Origin of the sequence: Mesorhizobium sp. M7D.F.Ca.US.004.01.2.1, assembly GCF_003997785.1 — a bacterium.
Lineage (GTDB): Bacteria > Pseudomonadota > Alphaproteobacteria > Rhizobiales > Rhizobiaceae > Mesorhizobium > Mesorhizobium loti.
The window spans coordinates 1-12,107 of the sequence record NZ_RZRQ01000183.1 but is presented as its reverse complement, the minus strand read 5'-3'; the positions used below and the strand labels follow the sequence as shown (position 1 = coordinate 12,107).

At 63.3% G+C, this 12,107-nt stretch carries 13 protein-coding genes; 10 read left to right on the top strand and 3 right to left on the bottom strand.

What is annotated here, in order from left to right; translation table 11 throughout:
• A partial coding sequence (locus EN993_RS22375) for an FCD domain-containing protein (RefSeq protein WP_164757755.1) occupies positions 1 to 259 on the top strand: 259 nt, incomplete at its 5' end.
• Positions 260 to 271: 12 nt separating this feature from the next.
• Here EN993_RS22375 and EN993_RS22370 read toward each other — a convergent pair.
• A complete protein-coding gene (locus EN993_RS22370; protein ID WP_109661057.1) occupies positions 272 to 562 on the bottom strand; it encodes a DUF3175 domain-containing protein in 291 nt (96 codons plus the stop codon).
• A 175-nt stretch (positions 563 to 737) separates the two neighbouring features.
• Between EN993_RS22370 and EN993_RS22365 the strand changes: the two genes are divergently transcribed.
• The 7 genes from EN993_RS22365 (at position 738) to EN993_RS22335 (ending at position 8,762) form a co-directional block, all read left to right on the top strand.
• Positions 738 to 1,967, top strand: coding sequence for an MFS transporter (locus EN993_RS22365; protein WP_109661059.1), 1,230 nt, complete (start codon positions 738 to 740; stop codon positions 1,965 to 1,967).
• Positions 1,968 to 2,143: 176 nt separating this feature from the next.
• Positions 2,144 to 3,172, top strand: coding sequence for a LacI family DNA-binding transcriptional regulator (locus EN993_RS22360; protein WP_109661061.1), 1,029 nt, complete (start codon positions 2,144 to 2,146; stop codon positions 3,170 to 3,172).
• A gap of 306 nt (positions 3,173 to 3,478) precedes the next feature.
• Entirely contained in the window at positions 3,479 to 4,606 is a 1,128-nt protein-coding gene (locus tag EN993_RS22355) for a sugar ABC transporter substrate-binding protein (RefSeq protein WP_109661063.1), read from the top strand.
• Between the two features lie 82 nt (positions 4,607 to 4,688).
• Entirely contained in the window at positions 4,689 to 6,236 is a 1,548-nt protein-coding gene (locus EN993_RS22350; protein ID WP_109661065.1) for a sugar ABC transporter ATP-binding protein, read from the top strand.
• Positions 6,237 to 6,247: 11 nt separating this feature from the next.
• Complete coding sequence (locus tag EN993_RS22345) at positions 6,248 to 7,228, top strand: ABC transporter permease (protein WP_109661067.1); 981 nt, start codon at positions 6,248 to 6,250, stop codon at positions 7,226 to 7,228.
• The gene (locus EN993_RS22340) at positions 7,225 to 8,211 is read left to right on the top strand and encodes an ABC transporter permease (RefSeq protein ID WP_109661069.1); all 987 of its coding nucleotides are present in this window, start codon (positions 7,225 to 7,227) and stop codon (positions 8,209 to 8,211) included. The genes EN993_RS22345 and EN993_RS22340 overlap by 4 nt, the downstream gene beginning before the upstream one ends.
• A 2-nt stretch (positions 8,212 to 8,213) precedes the next feature.
• On the top strand, positions 8,214 to 8,762 hold the full coding sequence (locus tag EN993_RS22335) for a gluconokinase (protein ID WP_109661071.1): 549 nt from the start codon (positions 8,214 to 8,216) through the stop codon (positions 8,760 to 8,762).
• Here EN993_RS22335 and EN993_RS22330 read toward each other — a convergent pair.
• Entirely contained in the window at positions 8,757 to 9,905 is a 1,149-nt protein-coding gene (locus EN993_RS22330) for a hypothetical protein (protein ID WP_127264844.1), read from the bottom strand. The two genes, EN993_RS22335 and EN993_RS22330, sit on opposite strands and share 6 nt — an antisense overlap.
• A 260-nt stretch (positions 9,906 to 10,165) precedes the next feature.
• Positions 10,166 to 11,071, bottom strand: a complete 906-nt coding sequence (locus EN993_RS22325) for a LysR family transcriptional regulator (RefSeq protein WP_109661076.1) — start codon at positions 11,069 to 11,071, stop codon at positions 10,166 to 10,168.
• Positions 11,072 to 11,190: 119 nt separating this feature from the next.
• On the opposite strand from EN993_RS22325, the gene EN993_RS22320 reads away from it, so the two are divergent.
• Both EN993_RS22320 and EN993_RS22315 read left to right on the top strand, forming a co-directional pair.
• Positions 11,191 to 11,613 carry a DoxX family protein gene (locus EN993_RS22320; protein ID WP_109661078.1) on the top strand — a complete coding sequence of 141 codons (423 nt, stop codon included), beginning with the start codon at positions 11,191 to 11,193 and terminating at the stop codon, positions 11,611 to 11,613.
• Between the two features lie 45 nt (positions 11,614 to 11,658).
• The coding region (locus EN993_RS22315) for an NAD(P)H-binding protein (protein WP_127264843.1) at positions 11,659 to 12,107 on the top strand (449 nt) is incomplete at its 3' end.

Below are 12,107 nucleotides of genomic sequence, written 5' to 3'. Positions count from 1 at the left end.
CACCCGCGCCGACACGCGCTTTCACCTCGCCATCCTGCGCGCTTCGGGCAACGACCTTCTGGTGCCGCTCGGCGTGCTGATCGAATCCGCCTTCGATCATCTCTTTGCCTATACGACGCGGGAAATCGACGACCTCAACCACGCTCAGAAGCTGCACGAGGCGATCGAGAAGAACATCCGCCTGCAGCGGCCGGACGCGGCGCGCAACGCGGTGCGCAAACTGCTCGCCAACACCGACGGCGTCATCCGCGCCCGATAAGGCGGATCGCTTCTAGTCGTCCTTCTCGCGCCCGAAGGCGGTGCGCAGTTCGCCCTTGGCGTTCTCCAGCACTTGCCTGCGCGCGGCGGGCAGGTTCTTGCCGGCGCGGTTGATGTAAAAATTCAGCATCGACATAGCGGATTGAAACGGCTCGGCCTTGCGCCGGTGGCTGTGTTCGGCGGATCGCTTGAGCGAGGCGGCGATTTTCCTGGCGTCGTCGGATTCAAAGACATGATCCTCGAGATTCATCGCGTCGCTGTGCTCGGTAACCTCTGCCGACCATTTCTTCTTGGTGGCGGTCATGGCTGGACTCCTTTGCGGGTTGCTGTCGGGAAACTCCGCATACTGGCATCGGTTCCTGCATTCGCCTTAGGTCTGGAGCCACGGATTTGCCCGTTGTGGCGCTGCTGCGGCCCGAGAATGCGCCGATAGTGGCGCAAACGGCAGCCGATCTCTGAGACCGCCGACAGGAAACGCCTTGACCCGAACCGATAACATCCCGCCGAGCCCCGGCATCGACAGCTCCTATGCCTGGATGCGGCTTGCCATCTCGATGCTGCTGGCGACGATCGGCGCCGTCGGCATGTGGGCTGTCGTCGTCGTGCTGCCCGCCGTGCAGGCCGAGTTCGGCGTCGACCGCGCTGCGGCGTCCATGCCCTACACCGCGACCATGGTCGGCTTTGCAGCCGGCAACGTGCTGGTCGGCCGCGCCATCGACCGGATGGGCTACTGGATCCCGGCGCTGCTCTCCACGATTGCGCTTTCCGCCGGCCTTCTGCTCGCGGCACTGTCGACCTCGATCCTGCAATTCACCCTTGCTCAAGGGTTGCTGATCGGCGTTGGCACGTCGGTGATCTTCGGGCCGCTGATCGCCGATATCTCGCACTGGTTCAACCGGCGGCGTGGCGTCGCCGTGACTGCGGCGGCCGCCGGCAACTACCTCGCCGGTGCGTTCTGGCCAACCATCATGCCGACGCTGATGAAGGCGGAAGGCTGGCGCTTCACCTATGCGGCAATCGGCATTTTCTGCCTGGTCACCATGGTGCCGCTGGTGCTGATGCTGCGGCGCGGTGCCCCGGCGGCGGCCGCCGCCGGTTCGCCCGGAAGCCGGACGGTGCAGCCGATCTCGCTGTCACCGGCGGCGTTGCAGGTGCTGCTGGTCGTCGCCGGGCTCGGCTGCTGCGTGGCGATGTCGATGCCGCAGGTGCATATCGTCGCCTATTGCATGGATCTCGGCTACGGCGTGGCGCATGGCGCCGACATGCTGTCGATCATGATGGCAGGCGGCGTCGTCAGCCGGCTGGCATCGGGCTTTCTCGCCGACCGTATCGGCGCTGTGTGGACACTGATGATCGGCTCGGTGCTGCAGTGCCTGTCGCTGCTGTTCTACATCCCGTTCGACGGGCTTGCCTCGCTCTATGTGGTGTCGCTGGTGTTCGGCCTGTCGCAGGGCGGTATCGTGCCTTGCTACGCGATCATCGTGCGCGACTACATGCCGGCCAAAGAGGCCGGCCAGCGTATCGGTATCGTCATGATGGCGACGATCTTCGGCATGGCGATCGGCGGCTGGATGTCGGGCTGGATTTACGACCTGACCGGCTCCTACGCGGCTGCGTTCCTCAACGGCATTGCCTGGAATTTGCTGAACATACTGGCGATCGGACTGTTGTTCTGGAGAGCAAGGCGCAGCGCCGCTGTGATGGCCTAAAGGAAGGCAGCGATCTTCGCACGCACGCCCGGCACGCGCCTTGGCTTGACAACCGACGGACGCCGCGCGACGCCAGAAGGCAAGTTGGGGCGGCAAAAGGCCGGTGAGATGGCGACAGCAAAGACGATCGTATCGCGACCGCGCCCTGCCGGGTGCGTTTCCGAGCGAGCGCGTCTGTGATTAAGCCGCGCTCGCGTCGGGGCGGCGGCCGCCCGACTATCGCCGATGTCGCTCGCAAGGCTGGTGTCGGCGCCATCACTGTGTCGCGCGCCTTGCGCGAGCCGGAGCGTGTCTCGGAAGAGTTGCGCCGCCAGATTCAGGCCGCCGTCGACGAACTCGGTTACGTCCCGGACCCGAATGCGCGGGCGCTGGCCTCGGCGCGCGCCGAAGTGTTCGGCGTTCTGGTGCCGTCGCTCACCAACAATGTCTTCGCCGAGGTGGTGCGCGGCATCTACGACAGCCTGTCGGCCAGCCCGTTCCGCATCCAGCTCGGCAACACCCATTATTCCGGCCTCGAAGAAGAGCGGCTATTGCAGGTGTTCGGCTCGCAGCGGCCGGCAGCGCTGATCGTCGCCGGCATCGACCAGACACCGACCTCGCGAAAGCTGCTGGAAAGCGCCGGCTGCCCGGTGGTGCAGGTCATGGAGACCGGTCCCGATCCGGTCGACATGATGGTCGGCTTCTCGCATCTCGACGGCGGCAGGACGGCAACTGAACATCTGATCGAGGCCGGCTACCGCCGCATCGGCTTCATCGGCGCCCGCATGGACCCGCGCTCGCAGCGGCGCCTTGCCGGCTATCGCGCGGCGATGGAGGCCGCCGGCCTATTCGACCCGCGCCTTGTCACCACCACGCCGGTGTTGTCCAGCGTATCGCTCGGCCGCGAAATGCTCCGCGACGCGCTGGCCAAGGTGCCGACGCTCGACGGTGTTTTCTGCAACAATGACGACATTGCGCTCGGCGTGTTGTTCGAGTGCCATCGCGCCTCGATCGCGGTGCCGAAGACGATCGGCATCGTCGGCTTCAACGACCTCGACATGATGCAGGTGGCGTTTCCATCGATCACCAGCATCCGCACCCATCGCTATGAGATCGGCCGGCGTGCAGTGGCCATGGCGCTGGCGGCGATCGCCGGCAATAGGCCGGAGCAACGGATCGTCGATCTCGGTTTCGAGCTCAAGCGCCGCGAGAGCACGGCGCGTTGAAACGCACAGAGGCGACTGTGCGAATGCCGGTTTACACTGCGTAATGGTAGCGCTACCATTTTCGCCGGAAAGGTGCTCATAATAAACAGAAAAATCTGTTTATTATATATAAGCGACAACTCATACTTGTTTATTATGGATAATATGATAGTTTTTTCCGGCCTTGACCGGAGAGCAAGGGGAGGGGATCGGGGTGGCATTCAGCCACCGAAAGGCGCGGCAGAGCCAAGCGGGAGGTGCCAGATCTGACGCACGAGACGTCACAGCAGCCAACAACAATCAGAACTGCAACTGGGAGGAATATCGATGATCAAGTCACTCGTTGGTGGCATCGTTGCCGCCACTGCATTTGTCATGTTGAGCTCATCGGCGATTGCTGCAGGCCCCGAAATCGTCAAGGGTCCAGCGGCCGAGCCGGATTGCTTCGCACCCTGGGCTGCGGATACGCAGTTCTTCAAGTTCCCCAAGAAGGACGGCCCCTACCGCATTGCGCTCGCCAATGGCTATATCGCCAACACATGGCGCATCCAGATGGTGCAGACTGCGAAGGCCTATGCAGCCCAGAAGGACGTTGCTGCAAAGCTGAAGGAATTCAAGGTCGTCTCGACCGGAGAGGACGTGCCGGCGCAGATCTCGGCGATCAACAACTTCATTGATTCCGGCTATGACGCCATCGTGGTCAATGCGCAGAACCCGACGGCCTTCGGGCCGGTGATCAAGCGCGCCAAGGAAGCCGGCGTCGTGCTGGTTGCTTTCGATAACATTCTCGACACCAAGGACGCCATCAACGTCAACGTCGACCAGAAAGGCCTGGGCGAGCTTTGGGGCAAATGGTTGGTCACGCATGTGCCGAACGGCGGCAAGGTGCTCGAGGTGCGTGGCGTTGCTGGGACCTCAGTCGACACCGACCGCCACAATGGCATCCATGAGGCTCTCGACGCCTCCGGCAAGAAATGGGCCGTCACCGAGGTTGTCGGCAAATGGGATGACGGCGTTGCGCAAAAGGCTTCGGCCGACGCAATCGCCACCAACGGTCCCTTTGACGGCGTGACCGGACAGGGTGGCGACACTGGCATCGTGCAGGCGATGATCGACGCCAAGCATCCGTTCGTGCCGTTCGGCGGCGAGACCGAGAATGGCTTCCGCAAGTTCTGCGCCGCTCATGCCGCGGACGGGCTGAAATGCTCATCGGCCGGCACCGGGCCGGCCCAGGTGGCGGTTGCCATCAAGACGGCGATCTCGGCACTTGAGGGCAACGTCGTCCCACAGTCGGTCAAGCTGCCGCTGGCGATTGTCGAGGATCCGAACTTCAAGGCCGGTCAGGATTTCTTCCCCGACCAGTCCGACAATTTCTTCGTCGGCAACTCCTTCCCGACCTGCGGCATAAATTTCACCGCGCAGGAAATCATGGGCCAGACCAAGGCGGACCAATAGGCAGCATACAAGGCGCCGCGGGATCTCCCGCGGCGCCGGCCACTCGATATCCCTGGTCGTCAAAAGTGCCTCGGGAGGGCCGATGGACGGTATGGTTCCGCTCTTCCGGATGGAGGGCATATCCAAGCGCTATGGTGGTGTGCGGGCGTTGGAAAAGGCCGAGCTTTCGGTCTCATCCGGCAGCATTCACGCTATTCTCGGCGAAAACGGCGCCGGGAAATCGACGCTGATCAAGGTCATGGCGGGCGTCGTCGCGCCCGACGAAGGTCGCATGACGCTGGATGGACGCGAGGTGACGTTCGCCTCGCCAGGCGCGGCGAACAAGGCCGGTATCGTCTGCATCTTCCAGGAACTGTCGCTGGTTCCCGAACTCAGCGTCGCCGACAACATTGTCATTTCCGATCCGCCGAAGCGTTTTGGCATGATCGACCGCAAGGCGCAGCGCCGCATCGCCGAGGAGGCGCTGGCACGCGCCGGTGCTGCCGATATCCACCCGCTGGCACTGGTCAAGGACCTGCCGCTGTCGCGCCGCCAAATGGTCGAGATCGCCAAGGCGCTGGCCAGGAAGCCGCGCATCCTGATCCTCGACGAGGCGACCTCGGCACTGACCGCGACCGACGTCGCTAAGATCTTCAGCGTGCTCAAGCGATTGCGCTCGGAAGGGCTGGCGCTGCTCTACATCTCGCACCGCATGAACGAGATCGCCGAGCTTGCCGACTACTGCACGGTGTTTCGCAACGGCCGCAATGTCGCCAGCTACAAGGCAGGCACGAAGAGCGACAACGAAGTCGTCGAACTGATGATTGGGCGCGAATACAGCCATATTTTCCCGCCGAAACCCGCGCGCAATGCAGGTGCCGCCGTTCCCGTGCTGGAGGCACGCAAGCTGTCCTGGACCGACCGGCTGGACAATGTCTCGCTGACGGTCGGGGCAGGCGAGGTCGTCGGCCTCGGTGGCCTTGACGGCCAGGGCCAGCGCGAATTGCTGCTCGCTTTCTTCGGTGTGCTGCGCGGCCTGTCCGGCCAGATCCTGATCGACGGCAAGCCTGTGTCGATCACCAGTCCATCCGTTGCGCGCGACGACCGCATCGGCATGGCGCTCATTCCCGAGGATCGCAAGACCGAAGGCCTGATGCTGCCGATGACGGTGCGCGAGAACCTGTCGTTTGCCGCGCTAGACCGGCTGTCGAAAGCCGGCATCATCGATCGCGCCGCCGAACAGCGGCTGATCGACGACATGGTCGGCCTTCTGGCAATCAAGACGGCGGGCCTCGACATCCCGGTCGGCGCGCTGTCCGGCGGCAACCAGCAGAAGGTGGTCATCGCCAAATGGCTGATGCGCCAGCCGCGCATCATCCTGCTCAACGATCCGACGCGCGGCATCGATGTCGGCACCAAGCAGGAGCTCTATCAGCTAATGCGCAAGCTCGCCGATGCGGGTGCGGCGATCCTGTTCTATTCGACCGACTATGACGAATTGATCGGCTGCTGCGACCGCGTGCTGGTGCTCTATGACGGGGCGGTCAAGCGCGAACTGGTCGGCGCCGGGATCACCGAGCGGGCGCTGATATCAAGCGCGCTCAACATCCATGGCGAGGAGAGCCCGGTGGGCCTGGGAGCAAGTGTGTGAAAGATTGGCGCGTGAAAGATTGGCGCTACTGGCTGGCCGAACAGCGCGGAACGCTGCTGGCGTTCGGCATTTTCATCGTCATGTTCGTCATCTACACCTCGAACCATCCCGCCGGCTTCACCGCCAACGTCGTGCAGACAGCCTCGAACAAAGGCGTGCTGCTCGCCTTTGTGGCCATGGCCCAGACGCTGGTGGTGATCACCGCCGGCATCGACCTTTCAGTCGGCATGATCTTCACGCTGACCAATTGCCTGGCTTCGTGGCTGGTCATCGGCACCGGTATCGAAACCGCGTTCGGGGTCATTGCGGTGCTTGGCACCGGGCTGCTGTGCGGGGCGATCAACGGTGCCATCGTCATCTATGGTCGCCTGCAGCCGATTGTCACCACCATCGCCACGGGTGCTGTCTATTTCGGCATCGCGCTGCTGCTACGACCCTTTCCAGGCGGTTCGGTCAACGAGGACCTTGCCGACGCGCTGACCGGGCGGCTGTTCGGCGTGGTGCCGGCGAGCCTGGTGGTGCTGCTGGCCGTGGTGCTCGTCGTCTGGGTGCCGTTCAGCCGCTCGGTGCTCGGCCGCGCGGCTTACGCGGCCGGTTCCTCGGAGATGGCGGCCTACATGTCCGGCGTGCCGATCCGGCGTGGCAAGTTCGCCGCCTATGCGCTTGCCGGGCTGCTCGCCGCGATCGGCGGGCTGTTCCTGACATTCTTCACCTATACGGGTGACGCGGCCTATGCCAGCGGCAACGCCTACACGCTGTTCTCGATTGCCGCCGTCGTGCTCGGCGGCGTCTCGCTGTTCGGCGGCAAGGGCAGCGCCATCGGCGCGATCTTCGGCGCGCTGGCTTTCCGCACCATCGGCGACCTGCTCTTCGTCTTCGATTTCGATCCGCTCTGGCAGCCGCTATTCCAGGGCGTTATCCTGCTGATCGCGGTCAGCCTCGGCGCCTTCGCCCTGTTTCGGGTCCGCAACCGGCTGGAGTGGTTCCTGTGAGCGAAACGACCATCGGCGGCATTGCCAACCGGATGCCAAAATTCATCCGCCGCGCCGACCCGGCGGTGCTGACGGCCTTCGCCTGCATCGTGCTGCTGCTGTTCCTGGGCAGTCTCTATTCGCGCAGTTTCCTGTCGCCGGAATATCTCTTGCAGCAGCTCAAGGTGGCCTCGTTCCTCGGCGTCATCGCCACAGGCATGATGCTGGTCATCCTGCTAGGCCAGATCGACCTGTCGGTGCCGTGGTCGGTGGCGGTAGGCGCCATGATGGCCTGCGCGGCGGCCGCCTATGGTCCGCTCGGCGTGGCGCTGGCCATTCCGTTCGGCATTTTCTGCGGGGTGCTGATCGGTATCGTCAACGGTATCGGTGTCGCCTATCTCAGAATTCCGTCTATGATCATCACGCTTGCCACCAACGCCGTCGCGCAAGGGCTGATGGTGGTCTACACTGGCGGGTTCTCGCCGCAGGATTCGGCAACCGTGGCGATGCGCTATGTGGCGACCGGCTTTACCATTCCTGGCGTGCCCAATGCCGTCGTCATCTGGGCGCTGATCGGGGCCGCGATGGTCTTCGTGCTGACCCGCACCAGCTTCGGCCGCAGCGTCTACGGCATCGGCAATCGCGAGCGCGCCGCCTATCTCTCCGGCATAGACACGCGCCGCGTGGTGATGATCGCCTTCGCGGTTTCCGGCGGGCTCTCAGCCTTCGGCGGGGTGCTGCTCGCCGGCTATGCTTCCAAGGCGGCGCAGTCGATGGGTGATGCCTATCTGCTGCCATCGATCGCCGCGGTTGTGCTGGGCGGCACCTCGATCCTGGGCGGGCGCGGCTCGTATCTCGGCACCGTTGCCGGTGTCATCCTGATCACGCTGCTGCAATCCATCCTATCGGTCATGCAGATGCCGGAGGCGGGGCGACAGATCATCTACGGCGTCGTCATCGTCGCCATGCTGCTGCTCTACGGCCGCGCGCCGGCAAGCCGCTGACAGTGGACGAAAAGACAGCACAGGCGCCAACGGGCGCTCCCGGCTCGGTGCCTCCGGCCATCGTGGTGATGGGCGTCGCCGGCTGCGGCAAGTCGGCCGTCGGTGTTGCGCTGGCGGCCGCGCTGGGCGTTACCTTTATCGAGGGCGACAGGCTGCACCCGCCGGAAAACGTCGCACGCATGGCAAGCGGCGAGCCGCTGACCGACGAATTGCGTGAGGGCTGGCTCGACGCGATCGGCGAGCGCATCGCGGCGTCGGTGGGGAAGGGCGAAGGCGTGGTTGCCGCCTGCTCGGCACTGAAGCGCAGCTATCGCGACCGGCTGAGCAGCTTCTGCCCGCAGATCGTGTTCCTCTACCTGGAGATCGACCCTGCCACGGCTAGGCGGCGCGTCGGCAACCGCAAGGGCCACTTCATGCCGGCGAGCCTGGTCGACAGCCAGTTCGCCATCCTGGAGCCGCCGGCAGCGGATGAGCGGGCACTGACGCTCGATGCGACACGCCCGGTCGGTGAAGTCGTCGCTGCCGCGGTCCGCCAGATGCGCCGGTCATGAGCCTTCGTCCGTGCCGATGCCGGTGCTGTCCTGAGCCTCGGTCAGCCGCTGCCGACGGGACCACGTCATCATCTGCTCGGGGTAGAGCTTCAGCGCCTCCAACAGGCGGTCGCGCTTGAGAAGGATGTAGTGCGCCTGCACGGCCATGTTCTTGGTGCCATCCCTGGCCATGTCCGTTGCCTGGGTGACAGACGCCTCAGGCGTCAACGCGGGGCTGAGCACGGCACGGTATTCGATGAACGGAACCACTTCGAAGGTCGACATGGCAAACAGCGCCGTCCCGCCCCTGGCGGCGAAATTCGCCGGCGCCGAGGCGAGGTGGGTCCAGCCGCTTTCGCCCATGGCGGCTTCGGTGAAGGTCGTGCCGGCATGGATGGTGTTGGTCATCGTCACCACGCCATTCTGCTTCAGGATCTTCTGGATGCGGATGGTGACCTGATAGGCGTCGTCGCGATCAAAGGTGACCCGGCTTTTCAGGAACCGGTTCTCGACATTGATCAGCGGCGGGTTGAGGAAACGCAGGCCGAACGCCGTTTCGGAAATGTGGGTGTGGACGCTCACCTGATGCGCCTCGATACCGGCCTCGTACAAAGCGCGCTTGCCGATGATGGTCTGGGCAGTGAACTGATCGCACCAGAGGATGGCGCCGTGGCCCTGCCGCAAGGCCGACTGCAGCCCCTCTAGCCCTTCGAGTCGGATCGTCGGCGACCAGCGGCCGGTCACCAGATGTGCGGCGAGCTGCAGGCGGCGGCGATGGCGTGCCACCAGCAAACCCTCGAACAGCTTGCACGCATCGATGCCGTCGCCAAGCACCGCGCGTGTGGCGGCAGCGTAGGCGGGAAACTCCTTGCGCATATGGCGCTTCAGGCGAAACCTCGACATGCGGCTGCAGATCGGCGCCCACCAGCGCACCGGCAGGGCCGCTGCGACCATGAGATAGAAGACGCACAGCAGGCTTTCGCGGAGGTCCCTGTTGGAAAAGCGGCGAAGCCGGCCGGGGCGATCCAGTTTGCGGCTGAAAAAGCGCACATCCTCCGCCCGTTCCGGGACAAAGACGTCGGCGATGATTTCAGTGCGGAAACTGGCTGCCGATGGCGGCTTGCGGGCGGCCTTGCGGGATTTTGCGAACCACGACAGCCTCATCGGTCCAGCCTGTTCTTCGAACCCCGCTTTACTGCGTCGGCATGGACCGCGCAAGGTTGTGTCCGCGCTCAAGACTTCTGCAAATCTCGCTATGACTGGGACAGGCGCGCCGCTTGCGGCATCGGCACCCGACGCAAGGAGGACTATCAGCTCTTCGTGCCGCGCTAGCTGGCGCCGGCAACGCCGGGCCGCCGATCGCCGACCGGCAGACATAACTTCAGAATGTTGATTTCGAGGGCCGGACGAAGATATTTGTCTCGCTATTCCATATACGGCGTCAGCACATCTTCGATCCATTTCATGAATGCGCGGACTCGGCGCGATAGATTGCTCCGATGTGCAACGACGAGGGACACGGCGAGCGCCCGGCGACGAAAATCGGGTATGATCTCCACAAGCGCTCCACTCTCTAAGTATCGGCTGATGCCCAAGAGTGGCGCCTGAATCAGACCAAGGCCGGCGAGGGCGGCGGCTTCGTAGGTCTGCGCGCTGTTGACGTGTAACGCACCTGGCAACTGAAGCGTCGCGTAGCTGTCGCCGTCCGGATATTCCCATCCATAGGGTCTCGCGCCCAGCATCGTCGAAAAATGAATTGTCCTATGTTCCTGACGCTGGAGATCTTCTAGCGATCGAGGGACGCCATAGCGCGCCAGATAGGCGGGACTGGCAGCGTTGGCCATGCGCAATAGGCCGAGTGGGCGGGCAATCAGCGTCTCGTCCCGAATGGGTCCAAGCCGCAATACACAGTCGAACCCCTCTTGAACCAGATCGACTTGCCGATCCGTACTCGACACCTCCAGCTCCAACTCGGGGTGCGCCGCCATGAAATCCGGCAGGGCCGGCACGATGGTTGTGCGCGCCACTTCGGTCGGAAGGTCGACCCGCAAACGACCGCGAAGTGCTACGCGATCGCCTGCGAACATCGAGTGCAGATCATCGACTTCAGCAAGCAGATCGCGGGCACGGGCATGAAACGCGCGTCCGTCCTCCGTCAACCGCACGCTGCGCGTCGTCCGGTGCAGAAGCCTGACACCGACATCTTCTTCCAGCTTCCGGACCGCCGTTGAGGCTCTCCCCTTTTGGATGCCCAGGCTATCGGCCGCGCGGGTGAAGCTCCCCATTTCCGCTACCGTTGTGAAAATGAGGATGGGTTCGAGATTCTGCATTTTCGTGCCTCGGTATTGTTTCCCGAAAAGAGAACAGTTGGTTCATTTCCTCGGCATTTATCACACCTAGGAGGCACAGTAAGCTTCGAATATGGGATCTCCCCATCGGAGAATGACAAGTGTCCGAAACTGTGAACCTGCATCAGACACCGGAAACTATGACCTTGCATCGCGCCCTGTGGGCTGGCCGGATAATGAGCGCGTTTGTCGTTATTGCTCTGGTGGCCGACGGGACTATTCAGCTTTTCGCGCCGGCACAGGTCGCGAGCATGTTGCAGGAAACCGGGTTCGCGATGGACCTGACCCGTGTTGTGGGTCCGATCATACTCGCCTGCGCCATCCTTTACGCCATCCCGACCACCGCCGTCCTCGGCGCGATCCTGGTGACGGGGTTTCTGGGAGGTGCCATCTGCGCCCATGTCCGCATTGGTGAGTTGGGGTCGCCGCCTGAAATCATTTCCCTGCTTCTGGGCGCGATGACATGGGGCGGCCTCTACGCGCGCGATCCCCGTATCCGGGCCATTCTGCCGCTCATCCATTGAACCAACAGGGGCATTGTTCTGTCCTTCAAGATCAGGAGAAAATACATGTTTTTAGTAATGGGAATCACGGGAAAAGTTGGCGGCGCGACGGCGAAACATCTGTTGGCGCACGGCAAGGAGGTACGCGCGCTCGTCCGCAATCGCGGGAAGGCGGCTAACTGGGCGAATCAGGGCGTGGAACTGGTAGACGGCGATTGGAATGATCCGGCAGCCATCGAGCAAGCGCTCAAAGGCGTCGAAGGGGCGTTCGTCATGTTGCCGGCTGTCTGGGCGCCGTCGCCCGATTACAAAGAAGCAAAGGGCGTGATTGCAAACTATGTCGAGGCGCTCACCAAGGCAGCGCCGCCACGTTTGGTTGCTCTTTCGTCGCTTGGTTCTCCTCGCACCAGTGGGCTCGGGCTGCTCCTTTCCTTGTCTCTTCTGTCTCCCGGTTTTCTCTCCCTTCTCTCGCCCCTCGCCTTTTTGCTCTCCTGTTTCTTCTTCTCCCCCACGCT